Origin of the sequence: Pseudomonas sp. GW456-L13, assembly GCF_017350115.1 — a bacterium.
Lineage (GTDB): Bacteria > Pseudomonadota > Gammaproteobacteria > Pseudomonadales > Pseudomonadaceae > Aquipseudomonas > Aquipseudomonas jessenii.
Genome location: NZ_JACNAS010000001.1, coordinates 3,145,890 through 3,168,794, shown reverse-complemented (window position 1 = coordinate 3,168,794; position 22,905 = coordinate 3,145,890). Strand labels below are relative to the sequence as shown.

Below are 22,905 nucleotides of genomic sequence, written 5' to 3'. Positions count from 1 at the left end.
AGTAGAAGTCACCAGTTTTCACTGGCACGTTAAAGTTCTAACGGGCTGGTTACAGAATTTCTTGACGACCATAGAGCGTTGGAACCACCTGATCCCATCCCGAACTCAGAAGTGAAACGATGCATCGCCGATGGTAGTGTGGGGTTTCCCCATGTGAGAGTAGGTCATCGTCAAGATTGAACTCCGAAACCCCTGTCTGCTAACGCAGACAGGGGTTTTGTCGTTTCAGGGGTACTGAAAAGCCCGTTGTGGAGCCTCTCCACAACGGGCTTTTTCACGTCTTACGCAAACAGCTTCAGCACATTGTTCATCGCATCATCGGCAAAACCCTGTACGAAGTCCTTGAAGCCCGGCAGTGCCTCGGCGGTGCCCTGCGCCGGTTCGGCGATGATGGTCCAGGTGGCTCTGGACTTGTCCGCATCCAGTGGTTCAACGCTCATCGCGGCCCACAGATTGGCCACACCCAGGGTGTTGTAGATAGTGGTCCAGGTTATGTGCCGTGCCTGGTCGTCCCGGGAGTTGAGCTGCTCGACCACCAGGTTGCCGTCCTTGAAAAACTTTTTGCGTAGCGATGACACGCCTTCGCCGGTCATCTCTATATGCGACAGTGCCGGGATGAAGCGATCGAAGCCGGCAAAGTTACCGACTACGGCCCATACCCGAGTGGCATCGGCGGGCACGTCCACCGAGGACACCACGTGGCAGCCTTGAGGATTTTTGATCAGGGTGTCGGGTTGCAGAATACTCATGGTTTTGCTCCGTTTGGTTGCGTCAGATGAAATTGATTTCTTTGAGGTAATCGCAGCCGCGACGCAGCAGCGCCGGGGACTTTTGCGGGTAGTGCGCGCCCATTAGCCGAACACCGGCCTGGGCGTTGTCGTGGCCGATCATCGAGATATCGCCGATGTCCTCCTCGAAACCGTTGAGGTAGAACCCCAGCACGCCGAACAACGCGTTGTCGCTGTCGACCCGACCCAGTTGCTGTTGCCAGTCGGCGATGCTGACCATCGTGAATTCGCGGCCTGCCTCGCGGAAGGACGCCACGTAGTTGTCCCAGCTCAAGGGCTCGGGGTTGTGCAGGTTGAATACCGCTTGTTCCGGTTGATAACGACTGGCGTGGAAGGCGATGAATCGGGCGAGAAAGTCCACCGGCATCAAGTCGAAATTCAAGGCGAACTCCGGTACTTGGCCAAGCTGGATCGAGCCCTTGAGCATCAGCATCAGGCGATTCTTGTGCGGCTGACACACGCCCGTGAGGCTGTTGAAGCTGATGTTGCCGGGACGGTAGAGATTGACCCGCACACCAAGCTCCCGTGCCCTTTCGAGGATTCGCTCGCCGACCCATTTGGACAGGTTGTAGCCGTTCTTGATGTAGATCGGTGGTGTGAGTGCGGCCGGCAACTCGAGCACTCGGCCATCGGCGGATATCGTGCTGGAGGCCGAGAGCGTCGAGACGAAGTTGAAGATTTTTTTGCTGCGTCCTTCGCACAGGCGCAAACATTCGAAAATCGGCTCGACGTTGTCCCGGGCGAGCGACTCGTAATCGAGGACGTGATTGACGTTGGCCGCGTTGTGCACCAGAGCGCCAAACTCCTGATCCAGCCGCTGGTAAACCTCGGGCGCCAAACCGAGTTCCGGCCGTGTGACGTCTGCCGTGTAAACCCGCACCCGGCTCATATCCAGATGCTCCAGACGGTTCTCCCGTAACGCTTGGGCAAAGCGCTCGTTCGCCGATTGCCCGTTGCCGTCGCGAACCAGACAGGCGACTTCACTGGCGCCCCAGGCCAGCAATGCCTCAACGATGTGTACACCGACAAAACTGTTGGCACCGGTGACGATCACCTTGTGCACATCGCCCATGCGGCTGACGGGCATTGGCTGAATATCCAGTTCGCGGAAGGCATCGCGCATGGCCTGTTCGCTCAGCACTTCTTCGCTGCCGAAGCCGCGTACCAGTGTCGCCAGTTTCTCGAGGGTGGGCATTTCGATGAAGCGGTTGATCGAGATGCTGCGCCCGAACTCCTCGCGCAGTCGCAGGAGCATGCGCGACAGGAGGATCGAGTGCCCGCCCAGATTGAAGAAGCTTTCGTCGGTGGAAATGTCGCTCGCCGGCAGCTCCAGCAACTGCGCCCAGATTTCCAGCAGCAGGGCCTCATCGGCGTTGACGGGCAGGCGCCTTGAAGGGTTCTCGGTGACGCTCACCGGCAGATCCAGCAACGCCTTGCGGTCGACCTTGCCATTGCTGGCGTAAGGCATGCTTGCCAGCTCGGTCCATGCAACAGGGCGCATGTAGTCCGGCAGGTGCTGTGTCGCGTGGGCCCTCAACGCCTGGCGAGCGCTGCCGGGAAGGTCCTCTCGGGGCTGGGCAAGGAAAGCCAGAATCCGCCGCTGGCTATCGATGATCACGGCAACCTGGCGATACAACTGGCTGTCGCGCAGGCAGCGCTCAATCTCTTCCGGCTCGACCCGGAAGCCGCGAATCTTCACCTGATTATCACGCCGACCGCACAGCTCGATCCCTTTAGCCGTCCACTTCGCCATGTCCCCGGTGCGATAGGCGCGCAGGGTCCGGCCATCAGGCAAGTTCAGTTCCAGATAACGCTCAGCGGTTTGCTGCGGGTTGTTCAGGTATCCCAGGCACACGCCCGGGCCGGCAATGTACAACTCGCCGACGGTCTGTTCGGCCACCGGTTGAAAATCGTCATCGAGAATCAACACCTGGCTGTTGGCGATTGGAGCGCCCAGCGAGCGGTTGTGGTCGCCTGGCTGGAGTTTGCGCGCGGTAATCAGCACCGTGGCCTCGGTGGGCCCGTAGAGATTGTAGAGCTTGCCCTGACGGCTCAGCTGCTCGATGACCCACGGTTCGCAGACATCGCCGCCGGTCATCACACGGTCCAGACATTGCAACTGCTCCAGCGGCAGGATGCTCAACAAGGCGGGCGGTAAAAAGGCGTGGCTCAGCTGCCGATGACGAATCAGCTCCACCAGTTGCAGCGGATCGCGACGTTGGTCCTCGTCGGGCACGATCAGCTCGGCGCCTTGCAGCAGGGTCGGGAAGATGTCGATCAGCGATGAGTCGAAGCTCAACGAAGAAAACTGCAGCACCCGGCTCTGGCTGGTCAGCTGAACATAGTCGGCGTACCAGTGGGTGAAGTGCGCGAGGTTGGCCTGGCTGAGCAGCACGCCCTTCGGATGGCCGGTGGTGCCCGAGGTGTAGAGGGCCATGCATGGCGTATCGAGGTCGGGGCGTTGGCGCATCAACGGTTGAGAGAGATCTGCTGCATGGGCGTCGATGTTGCTGATGTCCAGCCCTGGCATCTCGTTCGCCAGGGGATGCTCGCCGTCATGCAGCAACAACACCGCGCCGGCATTCGACAGGATGTACTGCTGACGTTGCAACGGATGGCTCGGCTCCAGCGGCAAGTACACCGCGCCGCTGCCCAGGATCGCCAGGATTCCCGCATACAGCGCGCTGCATTTGGGCAGGCAGATCCCGACGACTATCGGGCCTTGATGCTGATCCAGCAGCGGTCGAAGGCGTTGCTGGATGGCGCGGCTGTGGGCGTGCAACTGGCGATAGTCGAGGGTGGTGCCATCGATGCTCAAGGCCGGACGGTCAGCATTCTGGATGCACTGTTGCTCCAGCCTTTCGATCATCGGCGTTTGCGCAAGTTGCTGCAGTCGTGGGTCGGCGGTGGCATTGAGGCGATGCACGAACGCGAGGCTGTCAAGGAACCGCAAACTCTCGATGCGCTCGAAGCGAACAGGTTCGGCGGGTTCGGCGAACCGAAAATAGTCGACATCGCGCGAGTAGCGGCTGACCAGCAGCGCCACGTGGTCAACCAGTGCTGTCATGGCCTGCCTACGCAACGCCTGGCCGTTACCCGACGGCTCATCGGCGATGGGTACACGGGTCAGCAGCGTTGAGCCATGGCTGCACAACAGGTCCAGCGAAGGCAGGCCGGACGCCTGCGGCAAGCCGAGCCCCAATTGCAATGTCAGCCGTGGCGCCTGAGCAGTGAACTGAAGCGACGTGCCATCGTCGATCAGCAGATCCACCAGCCCCACCGGCCCCGGCATTTCGTCGCGTGCGGATATCCGCGTCAGTGAGTGACCGTGTTGTTCGAGTTCCAATGCCAGCTCGGTCAGTGCCTGGCTTTGTCCGATGAGCAAGATGTCGAGACGTCTCATGATGGGCTCCTCGTCAAACCAGGTAGTCGCTGAGGGCGGTTTGTACGCACGGCGAATCGAGCAACGAACTGCTGTGGAAAAACCGCACAATGTTGGCCACCAGCGGGTGATGGCGACTTATCGGGAAGGCCAGTGCCGATACTTCGTTCCTGAGGGCGTGGCGCGCCGAGTCGTTGATCTGCAGTGCGTCGATCAGGCAGAAGTCGAAGGATTTCTGGATGTCGTTGGTCAGGTAATGAGCAATGAACACCGGCAAGATCTGCGCGATGCACTGGCGGTCGTCTGCACTTGCGGTATGCCAGTAGATGCGTACCAGCCGTGCCCAAAAACCGGAGTGACGCCCCTCGTCCAGCAAGTGATCGGCCATCAGGCCCTTGATCGATTGTTTGACCGTGTCGTCCTTGGCAAACGCGGCGACATCACCGGTCACCGTGTTTTCGGCGATGGCCACGCAGATCAGTTCTACAGCACTACGCAGGTGCTCAGGTGCGAGCGCCACGGCCGCCGGTATTGCTCGGCTCAGTTCGATTTCATCCGGCAATTCAATGGGGGTGATGCCGGTCAACGCGATGGTCTGTTGCATGAAATCCATCGCCACCAGTGCGTGATAATCCTCGTCCACCACGACAGTCATGGCGTCGTAGCGGCAGGCGAACGGGAACTCGACCGCGAAGCGATTCTTGGCGATGCTGCGGGCGGTTTTGTCGACGATCTCGGTTTCGAAGATCACCACATCGTTGATGAACTTGTAGAGGGTCTGCACCAGGGCGAAGTCGCACTGTTCCGGGCATTGGCGCACAAAGGTTTCGCTCAGCACCAGCGGTTGGCGGCTCAACGGGTAGATCAGTTTGTCGTCGTTTTCCAGCACACGGCGCGGGCGGGTGCGGATGGTCGCGCGGCTCTCCCAGGCATCAGCGAAGGATTGGTAGTCTGCAGCGTTCATGCGCTCACCTCCGTGACGGATACGTTCATGCTCAGGCGCAACCCGTCCCACAGGGCGATACGACTTTCCACGGCTGCGATAGCGCTGGCGTACACGTCTTCCTGCCGTTGCGGGTCGCTATCGACCAGTCGCGACAGGAGCTTTTCCGCTGCCGGGCCGTGGTCCTCGGAATCGACCTCAATGTGCCGTTCGAGGTAGTAACGGAAGGTCGGCGCCTGCTCGATGCCGATGCCCCAATCGTCGAGGATGCGCTGGAACATCTGCGGGATAACGCTCTCGCGACCGTGCAGAAACGCCGACGCCACACTGTGACCCGGTGCATGCAGTGCGGTGTGTAGCGTATGGCGAACGAAATCCGCGGCCGCCGGATCGACCTTGATGCTCTGCAAGGCCACGTCGTAGCTCACACCCTCTTGCTGCAGGGCCACGAAGCGTTCGATGGCAACGGTACAGGCGCCGACCTCGCGCATTGCATCCAGGTACAACTCGAAGTGGCTGTAATGACCCCGGGCCGGACGATCATCCGACTCCTCACCCAGTACGATCTCGTTGATCAACCGCGCGGCCTGGGGATCCTGCGGTGGCAGCCAGGGCAGTCGCACGCAGGTCAATTCCTGTTGCAGGCGCTTGGTCAGCGACATGAAGTCCCATACGGCAAACACGTGGGTTTCCATGAAGCGTCGCAGGACCGGCAGCGAATGTATTTCAGAGAAGATCGGGTGTTCGCCAAGTTCTGATTTTTTTTGAAGCAGACGTTCTTTAGTTGGTTTCATGGATGAGCCTGTAAATGATCCGGGGTGAGAAGTAATCAAGCACTGAAGTTCGCTGGAAGTTTTCTCCTGGCGAACGGGTACCTCAAACGTATTGATCTTTTTCAGTGCTATTGATGCCGAGTAGCTGAGGTGTTACTGCCGTTTGTGGTTGGCGGCGAAGAAAAACTAATACACATATAAAGTGTTGATCAAGTTGTTTTGTTATTATTTCAATATTCAACTTTTTCGAAGATGACAAGTTCCAGTAAAACTTTTTATATTGGTTTTATTTTGGCGTAGTTACTCCTTCCGGCTTATGTAAGTCAGAATTAAATAAAGAGTGAATGCCTCACTCGAAGTAACTTTTTACGGGCGTCGTTGTGGGTGTCTGAGGGGGTGGAAGCGGGTCGCGAGTGATGCCGATCCTTCCGTTCCCGTGATGAGGCTCCTTCCTTCGCTTCTGGGGGCAGAGACTGCTCCATTCGCACGGAGCGTCACCCGTTTTTTGTCCTGGTTATCCAGAGTGGGCGTAAATCGAGGTGGCCGCCATTACTGAGGCATCACGCAAACGTTGCAATGGTCGGGTTTTAAGGCGGCGGGGCGTTGGGGCGCGGTATGGCGCCGCAAGGGCGGTGTGGTATGGGGGCGGGGGATTTGTAATCAAATCATCCGCGGAGCATTTGGGGGGGGAATGCGCGGCAAGCGAGGAAAACCCTTCGGTACATTCCCCGGGCTCGCCGCCGCAGGCTACTTCGACTTGTTCCTGGCCTGTACTTCAGGGCTGTTGAGGTAGCGCGTAATGACCTCGACCCCTCGGTTCAGGTGATGCTCGAGCAGCTGCACGGAGTGTTCGACGTCCCGGGCTTCGGCTGCCTGCAACAGTGCCTTGTGGTCATCCTGGGAGAGTTTGCCAAGGCCCATGGCTTCCAGGTTGAAACGCAGGAACCGTTCTTCTTCGATCAGGCCGTCTTCGACCAGTTTCAACAGCCGGCGATTCGGCGCCCGGGTGTAAAGCGCCATGTGGAACAGGCGATTGAGCCGACCGATTTCGGTGTAGTCGCTTTCCGTTTCCAGTGCATCGATGTAGCGGGCAGCCTGTTCGAGATCTTCGTCCTGGAGCAGTGGTACCGAGAGACGCAGGGCTTCGGATTCCAGCAGGATGCGCAGCGCATAGGTTTCCACGGCATCGCCCTGTACCAGTGGCGCGACCACGGCGCCCTTATGGGCAACCACATTGAGCAACGATTGTGCTTCGAGTTGGCGCAAGGCTTCGCGTACAGGCATGCGGCTGACGCCGAACAGGTCGGCGAGGTCTTGCTGGCGCAAGGCCGCACCGCAAGGAATGCGCCCGTCGAGTATGGCCGCGCGCAGGGTTTCTTCGATCACCGAGCGTGCCATGTGTGCAGGAATCGGCCCGTTGACCTTGATACTGCTGAGAGGGTTGGGCTTTTGTGTCACTAAACGCACCCTGATTGATGGAATATTTTTGGATCCAAATGACACTAGTGACTGGCTGACTGCTTGTCAAACAAGCTCTGGAGTGCCTTTCTTGCAGTTTAGCGCGCCGCCAGTGATCTCACCGTGCCATTGTCTTTTTCCGGGCTAACCTTCACCATTCGAACGACTCCCTCCTGCCTATCCAGGATGCCTCGCATTGGTGGCAAGTTTAACGATCCCCCGGGTTTTACGCTGGCTGTGCAGCGCATTGCTGCTGACTGGCGTGATGCTGGGCAGCTTGAGCGCCGATTGGGATTTTTCCCTGATCAGCCGGCGAGCGCAGGCATTGTACGGACCTTTGGGAGAAGGTCAGCAGCGCATTAATGATTGGCAATACTTGTTGACCAGCCAGAAACAGATCGGCGAGCTGGAACAACTCAATGTGGTCAATCGCTTCTTCAACAAACAGCTGCGATACGTCGAAGACATGGATCTGTGGCATGAAGTCGACTACTGGGAAACCCCGATCGAAGCCCTCTGGAAAGGCGCCGGCGACTGTGAAGACTACGCTATTGCCAAGTACTTCAGCCTGCGACACCTCGGTGTAGCCAGTGAAAAGCTGCGTATCACCTATGTCAAGGCACTGACCCAGAACCGTGCGCACATGGTGCTGACCTACTACTCGAGTCCGGAGGCCGAGCCCCTGGTGCTCGACAGCCTGATTGATGCAATCAAGCCGGCCAGCCAGCGAAAGGATTTGCTGCCGGTCTACTCTTTCAACGCGGAAGGGATGTGGTTACCGGGTGCCAAGGGCAATAAAAAGGTTGGCGATACCAAACGCCTTTCGCGTTGGCAGGATGTGTTGAAAAAAATGCAGGCCGAAGGATTCCCGGTCGAGACGACTAACTAGGAGCACGTGCTCAGATGTCTTTGTTCAAACAGCTGTTGATTGCTATCTGTCTGTTCCTGGTGGTCGCCTTCACCGGCAGTTTCATGGTCAGTCTGGAGAGCTCGCGTACTCAGTACGTCAACCAGTTGCGCTCCCATGCCCAGGACGCCGCGACGGCGCTGGCGCTGTCCCTGACACCGAACATCGACGACCCGGCGATGGTCGAGTTGCTGGTCAGCTCGATTTTCGACAGCGGTTACTACGCGAGCATCCGCGTGGTCGATGTGAAGACCAATCAGACCCTGGTCGAGCGCACGGGCATTCCGGCGGTCAACAATGTTCCGGACTGGTTCGTCAAACTGATCGGCCTGGAGCCCGCCGGTGGTGATGCGATCGTCAGCCGTGGCTGGGAGCAGGCTGCCCGGGTCGAGGTGGTCAGCCACCCGATGTTCGCGCTGGCCAAGCTATGGCAAAGCGCTTTGGGCAGCCTGGGCTGGTTGCTGCTGTGTGGCGCGGTCAGTGCGGTACTGGGCGCATTGTTGCTGCGTCAGCAATTGAGACCGCTGGATTACATGGTCAAGCAATCCCACGCTATCGCCCGGCGGGAATTCCTCAGCCTGCCAGAACTGCCGCGCACCCCCGAACTTCGCCGGGTAGTGCAGGCCATGAACCAGATGGTCGAGAAGCTCAAGGCGCTGTTTCAGGAGCAGGCGGAGCGCAGTGAAAAATTGCGGGTCGAGTCCTATCAGGACTCGTTGACCGGGTTGGCCAACCGGCGTTATTTCGAGATGCAACTGAATGCGCGGGTGAGCAACCCGGAGCAGGCCAGTTCCGGTTACCTGCTGCTATTGCGGGTCAAGGATCTGGCCGGTCTCAACCAGCGTCTCGGTGGCCAGCGCACCGATGACGTGCTCAAGGCCGTCGGTGAACAACTGTCTCGCGAGTGCGCCAAATACCCGGAAACCCAGAACTTGGTCACGCGTATCCGCGGTGGCGAATTTGCCGTGCTGGCGCCGGGGCTGGTGCGCGAAGAAGCGCTGCAACTGGCACAAAACCTCGACAGCGCCTTGGCCAGTCTGCACGCTACCGGCGCCACCGATGTGGCTGCCGTGGCCTCTATCGGCCTGGCGCCCTTTGTTCACGGCGATTCGCCGCAAACCGTGCTCAGCCTCGGTGATCAGGCGCTGGCGCAGGCCGAAGGCCAGGGCGAGCAGAACTGGGCCTGTATCGAGCACAGCCTCTCGGCCAGTGTCGGCGACGATCACCACGCCTGGCATCGCATGCTCGACCAGGCGCTGACACAGCGGCGCTTCGAGCTGTATTTCCAGCCGGTGGTGGCTGCCCAGGACACGCAACTGGTACTGCATTACAAAGTGTTGTCGCGACTGCTCGACGAACACGGCCAGACCATCCCCGCCGGGCGTTTTCTGCCTTGGCTGGAGCGCTTCGGCTGGACGGCGCGTCTGGATCGGCTGATGCTCGAACGGGTGTTGGCGCAAATGAGCGAGCATGAGGAGTCGCTGGCGCTGAATCTGTCGTCGGCTACCTTGGGCGACCCGCAGGCGCAAAACAGGATCTTCGAAATACTGCGTGCGCATTCTAACCTCGGCCCGCGTCTAACCCTGGAGATTGGCGAAGAGCAATTGCCTGACCAGGCGGTGCTGGAGCAGTTGACCCGGCGCCTGCGCGAACTGGGGTTCTCCCTGAGCCTGCAACGTTTCGGTGGCCGCTTCAGCATGATCGGCAACCTGGCCCGGTTGGGTCTGGCGTACCTGAAAATCGATGGCAGCTACATTCGGTCGATTGATCTGGAGAGTGACAAACGCCTGTTCATCGAGGCGATCCAGCGAGCGGCGCACAGCATTGACTTGCCCCTGATTGCCGAGCGGGTCGAGACAGAAGGGGAGTTGTCGGTGATTCGCGAGATGGGGCTATACGGCGTGCAGGGCCAGTTGTTCGGCGAGCCCAAGCCGTGGAAGTAATTCTTTAGAGCTGGCTTGCCCGCGATGAGGTTGGAACAGTCACTGAAGATCAATGATCAGATCAGCCCGGTCTCTTCATCATCGATCAATTGGCTCAAGCCACCCAAGGCTTCACGGGCCTGGTTTCGGTCCATGAGTTTAGCCTGTGCCGCCGTTGGTAAGTCGGTGACGCGGATCACGCCTTTCTGGGTCAGCACCTGAATCAAGTCATCGAGTACCCGGATCATTTCCAGGTCACTTTGCTTGAGCTGTTTGAGGCTGTTCTCCACCGCCGCGTTGGCAAACCAGGTCTGGATTTCATGATTGTCGGCCGGCAGCGTTTCCGTGGCCTCGGCGTAGGCGGCGGGTTCCACGCGTACCAACAGGCCCTGCGCATCGCGTTGCACGTAAAACATTGAGCATCCCTCAGAATTGAACCAGCGTCGTGCTGTCAGCAGCATAGGTCAACCGCATGCCAGTATGTGGCGCAGCGACGAAATCGTCACCGGGCAGTGGACGCAAACGTGACGGCCGCCCCATAAGGGACGGCCGTTTTCGTGCGTCAGCTGTTGTTGTGATCGATTTTGATGGTCGGGTCGCTACCGGCAATCAGGTTGTGCAGGTTGGCGCTTGACCAGTTATTGCCCTCCAGCTTGATCGTCACGTCCGGCGTAGCCGCTGCGGCGTTGCCTGAGTTGAACTGGCCGGTCGAGCTGACTTGCAGCGACGACACGCCATCGACCGTGGTGATCTTCAGGAAGTTGTCGATGGTGCTGCCGGTTTCGCCCTGCAGCAGATCGCGCAGGTCGATGCGGTCACCTTCGCTGGCCTTGAAGTCCTTGATCACGTCGCTGCCGGTGTCGCCCGCTTTCCAGACGAAGGTGTCGCCACCGGAACCACCGATCAGGATGTCGTTGCCCTGTCCGCCCATCAGCGTGTCGTTGCCGGTGCCGCCGAGCAGGATGTCATTGCCCTTGCCTCCGTCGAGGGTGTCGTTACCGCCCAAACCGAACAGGATGTCATTGCCCGCCCCGCCCAGCAGGGTGTCGTTGCCGTCATGGGCACCGGACACATCGAACGCGTTGTAATGCTCGGTGATGTACTGGTGCACATTGCTGGTGGTGACGTTGCTGACGTCCACACCGGATTGCTGCGCCACGAAGGCTTGCATTGCCTGGTAACCCTCGCCGGCAATGCCGTTGAAGCTCACCAGATCGCCGAACAGAAGGTCGTTGCCGTCGCCACCGCTGACGGTATCGTGACCCGGCATCGTCGCTTCAGTGTGGCCGATGATCGAGTTGGCCAGGTCCTTCGGATCAATGTTGGTTTGTGGCGATTGATTCGAGTCGTACGGCTTCAGGTCGTTGAGGCTCACTCCGCTGTTGAGGCCAATCGCCTCGACATTCGACAGGTTGCTCAGCAACGTAAAGCTGCCGGTGGAGTTGCTGGTGGTGTCCCCGTCGGTGCTGTTGCCGTCGCCGTCACGCCCCGAGAACTCGTAGGTACCGTCACCCTGGGCATGCAGATAGCCGAAGTCCTTGGATGACCAGCTACTTCCGTTTCCGTTGCCATTGCCATTGCCGTTGCCGTTGCCGTTGTTGCCGTTGCTGCTCTTGGTCCAGACCGTCACATAGCCCGAGGCGGTAATGTCGATCTGGTGCGTGCTGTCGGGGAACAGGCTGATCGCTGTGCCCAGCTGATAGTTGCTGGTGGTGATCAGGCTATCGAGTGTTGTGCTGCCATACAGAGTCGGGTTGGTCGACTCGCCGCTCTGGTAGTAAGTCGGCTTGCCGTCAGTAATGAAATACGTGAGGTTCTTCGCCCCGATGTTGGCCACGGCGTCCGCACTCTGGAACCAGTTGGCCGTGGTTTTGAACACGTCCTCGTAGTTGGTGCCGCCACCGGATGACATCGAGTCCAGAGTCGCCTTCAACTGAGTCAGCGCATTCGGGTCTTTGAGGTTCACCGATACCGACTTGTTGACCTGGGTGTCGAAGTCCACCAGGAAGATGTTCACCGTACCCGAGTTGCTGCCCAGGCTTTGCTTGAGGGTGTTGAACACCGACGTCAGTTGGTCCTTGGCCGAGTTGATCGACGAGGAACTCATACTGCCGGAGCTGTCGACCATGAACGCGATGTTGTAGTTGGTGCCCGGCACCACGGTCAGGCCGCCGATGTCGGCGACGATGATGTCATTGCCGTCGGTGCCGGTGATGGTGTCATCGGCCGCCGTGGCGGTGACGGCGTTGTAGACCGCCGGGTACACAGTCACGGGGATCTGCGAAGTGCTGCTGGCCGAACCACCCAGGGCCTCGGTGGAGGTCGAGGTCACGGTCAGGTTGAACTGGCCGTTGTAGTACGGTGGTGGAGTGACAGTCAGAGAGCCGAGGCTCCAGCCCGTCACGTTGGCCTCGCCATTGGTCGCGGTGACCGTGAAGGTATGTCCCGCGCCGTCGGTGAGCATCGAGCCGACCGGCATGCCGCTGATCTTCAGGCTCAGGCTTTCCGAGCCGTCGGTGTCGGTCAGCGCGGTGGTGATGGCGGACAATTTCACACTGGTGCCTTCGGCGCCGGTGTTGAGTTTGTAACCGTCGTAGTAGCCTTCGCCATTGGAGCCGTGCAAGTCGGACACGGTCACGCCGGCATTCACCAGATCTGACACGCTAGTGTAAATCGGTACGCCGGCACTGCTCAGGTCGATCGGCGTGCTGCCATTGACCGACAGGTTGACGTCATAGCTGCCTGGGCCGCTCTGGTTGTGGTGGTAGATGTCCAGGGTGTAGTAGCCGCTGGTGGTCGGGGTGTACGAACCATTGAGGTTGCCGCCCGCGCCCCACGTGATCGCGGCCACGTTCTTGCCTCCGAGAGTCACCAGCAGGCTGTCATCGCCAACACCGCTGAAGGTATAGGTCTTGCCGGCTTCGAGGTAGATCAGGCCGGAGGTTTTCGACGCCGTACCGGCGGTCACGCTACCGTCGGACTGCACGTTGGTGACGGTGCCTTTGGAGTTCGGTGTGCCAGCGGCGTCGATCACATTTTTCAGCGTGGTCGAGTCCGCGCCGTTGCCGCTGGTACCCAGGCCCGACAGACCGGTCCAGACTTCCTTGATCAGCCCGGTGGACCTCACGCTGTTGTCGGCAACGCTCAGGGTCGGGGCATCCGCCACTGGGGCGATGTCGATCTTGATCGTGCCGGTGTTGCCCAGCGCCTGGCCGTCGGTTGGCTGGAACTTGATCTGTGCGTAGTCGGCCTGGTTGTTGCCCAGGTTGGTACCACCGTATCCGTCCACGCCCGATTCGTTGGCATCCGGCATGAAGCGCAGTTTGCCAGCGTCGATGTCGGCTTTGCTGAAGGTCTGGTCGGCGGCGACATCTTTCCAGGTCGAGCCGTCCAGGTACTGCAGTTTACCCTCGCCCGGCAGCTGGGTGATTTTCACGCCCTGGCTGGTGGCCGGGCTGTCGACGTCGCTGACGCCGAAGGTCGACCAGCCGAGGATCAGTGGCGTGTCTTCGGTGCCGGTGACGTTGACCGGTGCTGCGACCGGTGCGTCATTGACCGCCACCACGTTGACCGTGGTGGTCGCGGTGTTGGAGTAGTTGCTGCCATCGGTCACCGTCACGGTGATGATGCGCGGCACTGTGCTCGGATCTTCACTGTTGTTGGTGAAGGTGATGTTCTTGATCTGCTGCATGTAGTCGGCCAGCGTTGCGCTACCCGACAAGGTCAGCGTGACGGTGCCATTGGTGCTGTTGGCATTGATGGTGATGCCGTTGACGCTGTTGCCCAGGTTCAGCGCATCGCCGTCCTGACGATTGGTCAGCACGATGGTCGCGCCGGTCAGCAAGGTGCTGTCCGGGTCGGCGATGCTCAGGTCGGTATCGCCGATCGACACGCCAGGGCCGGCAGTGTTTTCGGTGAGCGTCACCTTGTAGTCGGCCCCGGTGGCGCCACTGGAGTTGTTGGCGTCGAGGTCCAGTAATGGTGGTGCATCGTTGTCGATGATCGAAGTGCTGACGCTGCCGTTGGACGCGCTGATCGCCAGGCTCTCGAAGTTGCCACCGGTGGCCGAGTCGATCTTGACCACGAAGTTTTCGGTGCCTTCGGTGATCTTGCCATCGATGGTCGAAATGTCGAACGGCACGCTGCTGACACCCGCCGGGATCTTCACGGTGTACACACCAGTGAAGTCAGAACCGTCGGCGGCGGTACCGCTGTAGACGATATTCAGCGTCACTTCGGTCTGGGCCGGGTGAGTCAGGCTGACGGTGTAACTGGCGGTCTGGCCTTCGGTTACCGAGGTGCTGCCGCTGATGCTGACAGTGGTGGTGTCCTGGAAGTCACTGACGCTGGTCGACGCGGGAGTCTTATCCGTGCCGATGGCTTCAAGGTTGCCGCCGCTGGCGGTCTTGATGGATTCGCTAACGGTTGGCGCGCCGATGTAGACGTCGTTGCCGACCGTCACCGGCAGGGTGCCGGAGCTCTGGCCTTCGGCGATGGTGATGACCTTGCCGCTGTCCAACGTCACGGTGACCGGACCGTTCTGCGCGGTGACCGGCTTGCCCTGGGCATCGGACAGCGTGGCGGTGTAGGTGATGGTGCCGTTCTCATTCACGCTTGGAGTGGCGGTCAAGGTCACGGTGGTGGTGTCGTTGACGTCATTGACCGTGGTGGTTACTGGCGTTGTGTTTGGCGACATCAATTCCAGGTTGCCACCCACAGCGTCCTTGATGGATTCAGTGACGGTGGCCGGACCCTTGTAGAGGTCGTTGCCGACCGTCACCGGCAGGGTGCCGGAACTCTGGCCTTCGGCGATGGTGATGACCTTGCCGCTGTCCAACGTCACGGTGACCGGACCGTTTTGTGCGGTGACCGGTTTGCCCTGGGCATCGGTCAAGGTCGCGGTGTAAGTGATGGTGCCGTTTTCGTCCACGCTCGGGGTGGCGGTCAGGGTCACCGTGGTGGTGTCGTTGACATCGGTAACCGTGGTTTCCACCGGGGTCTTGATCGGGTTGATCGCTTCGAGGTTGCCGCCTACCGCGTCCTTGATGGATTCGGTGACGGTGGCCGGACCTTTGTAGACGTCGTTGCCGACCGTCACCGGCAGGGTGCCGGAACTCTGGCCTTCGGCGATGGTGATCACCTTGCCGCTGTCCAACGTCACGGTGACCGGACCGTTCTGCGCGGTGACCGGCTTGCCCTGGGCATCGGTCAAGGTCGCGGTGTAAGTGATGGTGCCGTTTTCGTCCACGCTAGGGGTCGCGGTCAAGGTCACCGTAGTGGTGTCGTTGACATCGGTAACCGTGGTTTCCACGGGGGCCTTGATCGGATCGATGGACTCGAGGTTGCCGCCCACCGCGTCCTTGATGGATTCGGTGACGGTGGTCGGGCCCTTGTAGAGGTCGTTGCCCACCGTCACCGGCAGGGTGCCGGAGCTCTGACCTTCAGCGATGGTGATGACCTTGCCGCTGTCGAGGGTCACGGTGACCGGACCGTTTTGCGCGGTGACCGGTTTGCCCTGGGCATCGGTCAAGGTCGCGGTGTAAGTGATGGTGCCGTTCTCATCCACGCTCGGGGTCGCGGTCAAGGTCACCGTAGTGGTGTCGTTGACATCGGTAACCGTGGTTTCCACGGGGGCCTTGATCGGATCGATGGACTCGAGGTTGCCGCCCACCGCGTCCTTGATGGATTCGGTGACGGTGGTCGGGCCCTTGTAGAGGTCGTTGCCCACCGTCACCGGCAGGGTGCCGGAGCTCTGGCCTTCGGCGATGGTGATGACCTTGCCGCTGTCGAGGGTCACAGTCACCGGACCGTTTTGCGCGGTGACCGGTTTGCCTTGGGCATCGGTCAAGGTCGCGGTGTAAGTGATGGTGCCGTTCTCATCCACGCTCGGGGTCGCGGTCAAGGTCACCGTAGTGGTGTCGTTGACATCGGTAACCGTGGTTTCCACGGGGGTCTTGATCGGATCGATGGACTCGAGGTTGCCGCCCACCGCGTTCTTGATGGATTCGGTGACGGTGGTCGGGCCCTTGTAGAGGTCGTTGCCCACCGTCACCGGCAAGCTGCCGGAGCTCTGGCCTTCGGCGATGGTGATGACCTTGCCGCTGTCCAACGTCACGGTGACCGGACCGTTCTGCGCGGTGACCGGTTTGCCCTGGGCATCGGTCAAGGTCGCGGTGTAAGTGATGGTGCCGTTCTCATCCACGCTCGGGGTCGCGGTCAGGGTCACGGTGGTGGTGTCGTTGACGTCATTGACCGTGATGGTTACTGGCGTTGTGTTTGGCGACACCAATTCCAGGTTGCCGCCCACCGCGTCCTTGATGGATTCGGTGACGGTGGTCGGACCTTTGTAGACGTCGTTGCCCACCGTCACCGGCAGGGTGCCGGAACTCTGGCCTTCGGCGATGGTGATGACCTTGCCGCTGTCCAACGTCACGGTGACCGGACCGTTCTGCGCGGTGACCGGTTTGCCCTGGGCATCGGTCAACGTGGCGGTGTAGGTGATGGTGCCGTTTTCGTCCACGCTCGGGGTGGCGGTCAAGGTCACGGTGGTGGTGTCGTTGACGTCATTGACCGTGGTGGTTACTGGCGTTGTATTTGGTGACACCAATTCCAGGTTGCCGCCCACCGCGTCCTTGATGGATTCAGTGACGGTGGTCGGACCTTTGTAAACGTCGTTGCCCACGATGACCGGCAAGCTGCCGGAGCTCTGGCCTTCGGCGATGGTGATGACCTTGCCGCTGTCCAACGTCACGGTGACCGGACCGTTTTGTGCGGTGACCGGTTTGCCCTGGGCATCGGTCAACGTGGCGGTGTAGGTGATGGTGCCGTTCTCATCCACGCTCGGGGTCGCGGTCAGGGTCACGGTGGTGGTGTCGTTGACGTCATTGACCGTGATGGTTACTGGCGTTGTGTTTGGCGACACCAATTCCAGGTTGCCGCCCACCGCGTCCTTGATGGATTCGGTGACGGTGGTCGGACCTTTGTAGACGTCGTTGCCCACCGTCACCGGCAGGGTGCCGGAACTCTGGCCTTCGGCGATGGTGATGACCTTGCCGCTGTCGAGGGTCACGGTCACCGGACCGTTTTGCGCGGTGACCGGTTTGCCTTGGGCATCGGTCAACGTGGCGGTGTAGGTGATGGTGCCGTTTTCGTCCACGCTCGGGGTGGCGGTCAAGGTCACGGTGGTGGTGTCGTTGACGTCATTGACCGTGGTGGTTACTGGCGTTGTATTTGGTGACACCAATTCCAGGTTGCCGCCCACCGCGTCCTTGATGGATTCAGTGACGGTGGTTGGACCTTTGTAAACGTCGTTGCCGACCGTCACCGGCAGGGTGCCGGAGCTCTGGCCTTCGGCAATGGTGATGACCTTACCGCTGTCGAGGGTCACGGTGACCGGACCGTTTTGCGCGGTGACCGGTTTGCCTTGGGCATCGGTCAGCGTGGCGGTGTAAGTGATGGTGCCGTTTTCGTCCACGCTCGGGGTGGCGGTCAAGGTCACGGTGGAGGTGTCGTTGACGTCATTGACCGTGGTGGTTACTGGCGTTGTGTTTGGTGACACCAGCTCCAGGTTGCCACCGTCGGCCGACTTAATCGACTCGGTCACGGTGGTCGGACCTTTGTAGACGTCGTTGCCGACCGTCACCGGCAGGGTGCCGGAGCTCTGGCCTTCGGCGATGGTGATGACCTTGCCGCTGTCGAGGGTCACGGTCACCGGACCGTTCTGCGCGGTGACCGGTTTGCCTTGGGCATCGGTCAGCGTGGCGGTGTAGGTGATGGTGCCGTTTTCGTCCACGCTCGGGGTGGCGGTCAAGGTCACGGTGGTGGTGTCGTTGACGTCGGTAACCGTGGTGCTGACCGGGGCCTTGATCGGATCGATGGACTCGAGGTTGCCACCCACCGCGTCCTTGATGGATTCGGTGACGGTGGTCGGACCTTTGTAGACGTCGTTGCCCACCGTCACCGGCAGGGTGCCGGAGCTCTGGCCTTCGGCGATGGTAATCACCTTGCCGCTGTCGAGGGTCACGGTCACCGGACCGTTTTGCGCGGTGACCGGTTTGCCTTGGGCATCGGTCAGCGTGGCGGTGTAGGTGATGGTGCCGTTTTCGTCCACGCTAGGGGTCGCGGTCAAGGTCACCGTAGTGGTGTCGTTGACATCGGTAACCGTGGTTTCCACGGGGGTCTTGATCGGGTTGATCGCTTCGAGGTTGCCGCCGTCAGCCGATTTAATCGACTCGGTCACGGTGGTCGGACCTTTGTAAACGTCGTTGCCCACGATGACCGGCAAGCTGCCGGAGCTCTGGCCTTCGGCGATGGTGATGACCTTGCCGCTGTCCAACGTCACGGTGACCGGACCGTTTTGTGCGCTGACCGGTTTGCCCTGGGCATCGGTCAACGTGGCGGTGTAGGTGATGGTGCCGTTCTCATCCACGCTCGGGGTGGCGGTCAAGGTCACGGTGGTGGTGTCGTTGACGTCATTGACCGTGGTGGTTACTGGCGTTGTGTTTGGCGACACCAATTCCAGGTTGCCGCCCACCGCGTCCTTGATGGATTCAGTGACGGTGGCCGGACCCTTGTAGAGGTCGTTGCCGACCGTCACCGGCAGGGTGCCGGAGCTCTGGCCTGCGGCGATGGTGATGACCTTGCCGCTGTCGAGGGTCACGGTGACCGGACCGTTCTGCGCGGTGACCGGTTTGCCCTGGGCATCGGTCAAGGTCGCGGTGTAGGTGATGGTGCCGTTCTCATCCACGCTCGGGGTCGCGGTCAAGGTCACGGTGGTGGTGTCGTTGACGTCATTGACCGTGGTGGTTACTGGCGTTGTGTTTGGCGACACCAATTCCAGGTTGCCACCCACCGCGTCCTTGATGGATTCAGTGACGGTGGTTGGACCTTTGTAAACGTCGTTGCCCACCGTCACCGGTAGGGTGCCGGAGCTCTGGCCTTCGGCAATGGTGATGACCTTGCCGCTGTCCAACGTCACGGTGACCGGACCGTTCTGCGCGGTGACCGGTTTGCCTTGGGCATCGGTCAGCGTGGCGGTGTAAGTGATGGTGCCGTTTTCGTCCACGCTCGGGGTGGCGGTCAAGGTCACGGTGGAGGTGTCGTTGACGTCATTGACCGTGGTGGTTACTGGCGTTGTATTTGGTGACACCAATTCCAGGTTGCCGCCCACCGCGTCCTTGATGGATTCAGTGACGGTGGTCGGACCTTTGTAGAGGTCGTTGCCGACCGTCACCGGCAGGGTGCCGGAACTCTGGCCTTCGGCGATGGTGATGACCTTGCCGCTGTCGAGGGTCACGGTCACCGGACCGTTCTGCGCGGTGACCGGTTTGCCTTGGGCATCGGTCAGCGTGGCGGTGTAGGTGATGGTGCCGTTTTCGTCCACGCTCGGGGTGGCGGTCAAGGTCACGGTGGTGGTGTCGTTGACGTCGGTAACCGTGGTGCTGACCGGGGCCTTGATCGGATCGATGGACTCGAGGTTGCCACCCACCGCGTCCTTGATGGATTCAGTGACGGTGGCCGGACCCTTGTAGAGGTCGTTGCCGACCGTCACCGGCAGGGTGCCGGAACTCTGGCCTTCGGCGATGGTGATGACCTTGCCGCTGTCCAACGTCACGGTGACCGGACCGTTTTGTGCGGTGACCGGTTTGCCCTGGGCATCGGTCAAGGTCGCGGTGTAAGTGATGGTGCCGTTTTCGTCCACGCTCGGGGTGGCGGTCAGGGTCACCGTGGTGGTGTCGTTGACATCGGTAACCGTGGTTTCCACCGGGGTCTTGATCGGGTTGATCGCTTCGAGGTTGCCGCCTACCGCGTCCTTGATGGATTCGGTGACGGTGGCCGGACCTTTGTAGACGTCGTTGCCGACCGTCACCGGCAGGGTGCCGGAACTCTGGCCTTCGGCGATGGTGATCACCTTGCCGCTGTCCAACGTCACGGTGACCGGACCGTTCTGCGCGGTGACCGGCTTGCCCTGGGCATCGGTCAAGGTCGCGGTGTAAGTGATGGTGCCGTTTTCGTCCACGCTAGGGGTCGCGGTCAAGGTCACCGTGGTGGTGTCAATCGAGTCAGTGATGGTGGTCACAGCCGGCGTGGTGTTCGGCACCAGGTTCTCGAAGTTGCCGCCGGTGGTACTGGTGATGGTGGTGCTGACGGTGCTGCCGTTGTTATAGACGTCGTTGGCCGCAGTCGGCACGTTCACGGTGCCGCTGGTCTGGCCCGCCTCGATGGTAATGACCGAGCCATTGCTCAAGGTCACGGTCATCGGTGTGCCGGCCGGATTGGTCAGGGTCGCCGTGTAGGTGATCTGGCCGCCTTCGGTGATGTTGCCGGTGGCGGTGAGGGTCAGCCCGGTGTTGTCCACGGAATCGGTGATGGTGGTCACGGCTGGCGTGGTGTTCGGCACCAGGTTTTCGAAGTTGCCGCCGGTGGTGCCGGTGATGGTGGTGCTGACGGTGCTGCCGTTGTTATAGATGTCGTTGGCCGCAGTCGGGACGTTGACGCTGCCGCTGGTCTGGCCCGCGTCGATGGTAATGACTGAGCCATTGCTCAAGGTCACGGTCATCGGTGTGCCGGCCGGATTGCTCAGGGTCGCCGTGTAGGTGATCTGACCGCCTTCGGTGATGTTGCCGGTGGCGGTGAGGGTCAGGCCGGTGTTGTCCACGGAATCGGTGATGGTGGTCACGGCCGGCGTGGTGTTCGGCACCAGGTTCTCGAAGTTGCCGCCGGTGGTACTGGTGATGGTGGTGCTGACGGTGCTGCCGTTGACATAAACATCATTGGCCGCAGTCGGGACATTCACGCTGCCGCTGGTCTGGCCCGCGTCGATGGTAATGACTGAGCCATTGCTCAAGGTCACGGTCATCGGCGTGCCGGCCGGGTTGCTCAGGGTCGCCGTGTAGGTGATCTGACCGCCTTCGGTGATGTTGCCGGTGGCGGTGAGGGTCAGGCCGGTGTTGTCCACGGAATCGGTGATGGTGGTCACGGCCGGCGTGGTGTTCGGCACCAGGTTCTCGAAGTTGCCGCCGGTGGTACTGGTGATGGTGGTGCTGACGGTGCTGCCGTTGACATAAACATCATTGGCCGCAGTCGGCACGTTCACGCTGCCGCTGGTCTGGCCCGCGTCGATGGTAATGACCGAGCCGTTGCTCAAAGTCACGGTCATCGGCGTACCAGCCGGGTTGGTCAGGGTCGCGGTGTAGGTGATCTGGCCGCCTTCGGTGATGTTGCCGGTGGCGGTGAGGGTCAGCCCTGTGTTGTCCACGGAATCGGTGATGGTGGTCACGGCTGGCGTGGTGTTGGGCACTAGGTTTTCGAAGTTGCCGCCGGTGGTGCCGGTGATCGTGGTGCTGACGGTGCTGCCGTTGTTAAAGACGTCATTGGCCGAGGTCGGCACGTTCACGGAGCCGCTGGTCTGGCCGGAGGCGATGGTGATGGTCGAGCCGTTGGACAGAGTGACGGTTACTGGCGTCTGTGCTGGATTGGTCAGGGTCGCGGTGTAGGTGATCTGGCCGCCTTCGGTGACGGTGTTACCGGCCGTCAGGGTGACCGTGGTGGTGTCGAGGGTATCGGTGACCTGGGTCACGGCCGGGGTCGTCGGCGGCGTCACAGTGATGCCGCTGCCGCCGCTGGTGCCGGTGACAGTTACATCGATCTGGGTCGCGTCGTTATAGACAGTGTCGTTCGCAGCCAATGGCACGTTGACGGTGCCGGTGGTCGCGCCTGCGGGAATCACGATCACGGCGCCGTTGGACAGCGTGACAGTCAGGTCGGTCAGTGGTGCTTGGGTCAGGGTCGCGGTGTACACCAGCACGCCACCGGCCTCGGTGATGGTCGGCGTGGCACTGAGGCTGAGGGCTGACTCACTCGGGGTATTGGCGTTGGTATTAGCGTTGATGTTGGCGTTGGTGGCCTGGCCACCCGGGATTTCCAGAGTCGTTTGCCCGGCAGTGTTGATACCCGCAGTCGGGAAGCCGATGGTCGGATCGACGCGGCCAGCGGTGGCGTCGAGCATCACGGAGCTGTGGCCACCACCGACGGTACCGCCAGAACTTGCGGCAACCGGGCCGGCAGCGGTGGCTTCAAGGTCTTTTGTCGGGTCGGCACCGGCAGCAATGGCCTGTTGCAGCTCTTCTACCGAAGGCGCGGCTTGCGCGGTGGCGGCTGCCAGGTCAGTGCTGGAGTCTGGAGCGTCAGCGCTCCACTGGGTGTCACGACCCAGATCCAGGGTGCGGCCATCGGCCAGTTCCAGGGACACGGCGCCGGAAAGGCCAGTGTCGATCTGGTCGCCGGCAAACAGTTTGTCGCCTTCAACGAGAACGCGGCGGATGCCCTCGGGGGACACCACGAAAACCTGACCAACAATGCTTTTGACGATGGCAACAACACTGCTCATTGAAGACTCTCCGGGGTGTCACGTTCAGTTGACTTCCATGGACCTGATGGCATCTGTCTGTGCCGACCAGTCTGGACGTACATTGCAAAATAGATGCACAAATTTGACGCATCAAATCGTCAATATATTGGCTATATTTTTTCGTTATTAACTTTATGCCAAACTATTGACCTTCTTCGAGCCATCCTAAACAATCGTCCCAGTAATGTCACATTGATATTTCAGCTGTGACTCGTCCTCGGTATGTGATCCAGTTCCGCTTTTTGAACTTTCCGACATACGGTCATTCCGCTTGCCATCTTTCGACGCAGCGCGTTCTTTTGCTGTGATTCAAGACAAGAAGT

The 22,905-nt window shown here is 60.5% G+C and carries 9 protein-coding genes and 1 rRNA gene; 3 read left to right on the top strand and 7 right to left on the bottom strand.

The window, feature by feature from the left end:
* Positions 1-60 precede the first annotated feature (60 nt).
* Positions 61-176 (top strand): 5S ribosomal RNA (rrf, locus tag J4D25_RS14155).
* 105 nt (positions 177-281) lie between these two features.
* Here the strand turns inward: rrf and J4D25_RS14150 are convergent.
* From J4D25_RS14150 to J4D25_RS14130, 5 genes are all read right to left on the bottom strand, one after another.
* On the bottom strand, positions 282-749 hold the full coding sequence (locus J4D25_RS14150; RefSeq protein WP_057712565.1) for an SRPBCC family protein: 468 nt from the start codon (positions 747-749) through the stop codon (positions 282-284).
* Between the two features lie 22 nt (positions 750-771).
* On the bottom strand, positions 772-4,191 hold the full coding sequence (locus J4D25_RS14145) for a non-ribosomal peptide synthetase (protein WP_057712564.1): 3,420 nt from the start codon (positions 4,189-4,191) through the stop codon (positions 772-774).
* 13 nt (positions 4,192-4,204) lie between these two features.
* Entirely contained in the window at positions 4,205-5,134 is a 930-nt protein-coding gene (locus tag J4D25_RS14140) for a diiron oxygenase (RefSeq protein ID WP_057712563.1), read from the bottom strand.
* On the bottom strand, positions 5,131-5,907 hold the full coding sequence (locus J4D25_RS14135; protein WP_057712562.1) for a DUF3050 domain-containing protein: 777 nt from the start codon (positions 5,905-5,907) through the stop codon (positions 5,131-5,133). The genes J4D25_RS14140 and J4D25_RS14135 overlap by 4 nt, the downstream gene beginning before the upstream one ends.
* Positions 5,908-6,633: 726 nt before the next feature.
* The gene (locus tag J4D25_RS14130) at positions 6,634-7,344 is read right to left on the bottom strand and encodes a GntR family transcriptional regulator (RefSeq protein ID WP_057712561.1); all 711 of its coding nucleotides are present in this window, start codon (positions 7,342-7,344) and stop codon (positions 6,634-6,636) included.
* Positions 7,345-7,540: 196 nt separating this feature from the next.
* Between J4D25_RS14130 and lapG the strand changes: the two genes are divergently transcribed.
* Both lapG and lapD read left to right on the top strand, forming a co-directional pair.
* A complete protein-coding gene (gene lapG, locus J4D25_RS14125) occupies positions 7,541-8,233 on the top strand; it encodes a cysteine protease LapG (RefSeq protein ID WP_057712560.1) in 693 nt (230 codons plus the stop codon).
* Between the two features lie 14 nt (positions 8,234-8,247).
* Positions 8,248-10,194 carry a cyclic di-GMP receptor LapD gene (gene lapD, locus J4D25_RS14120; RefSeq protein ID WP_057712559.1) on the top strand — a complete coding sequence of 649 codons (1,947 nt, stop codon included), beginning with the start codon at positions 8,248-8,250 and terminating at the stop codon, positions 10,192-10,194.
* A gap of 56 nt (positions 10,195-10,250) precedes the next feature.
* Here lapD and J4D25_RS14115 read toward each other — a convergent pair whose 3' ends face one another.
* Both J4D25_RS14115 and J4D25_RS14110 read right to left on the bottom strand, forming a co-directional pair.
* Entirely contained in the window at positions 10,251-10,589 is a 339-nt protein-coding gene (locus J4D25_RS14115) for a hypothetical protein (protein WP_008022183.1), read from the bottom strand.
* A gap of 146 nt (positions 10,590-10,735) precedes the next feature.
* Positions 10,736-22,561 carry a retention module-containing protein gene (locus J4D25_RS14110; protein WP_207253305.1) on the bottom strand — a complete coding sequence of 3,942 codons (11,826 nt, stop codon included), beginning with the start codon at positions 22,559-22,561 and terminating at the stop codon, positions 10,736-10,738.
* Between the last annotated feature and the right edge of the window lie 344 nt (positions 22,562-22,905).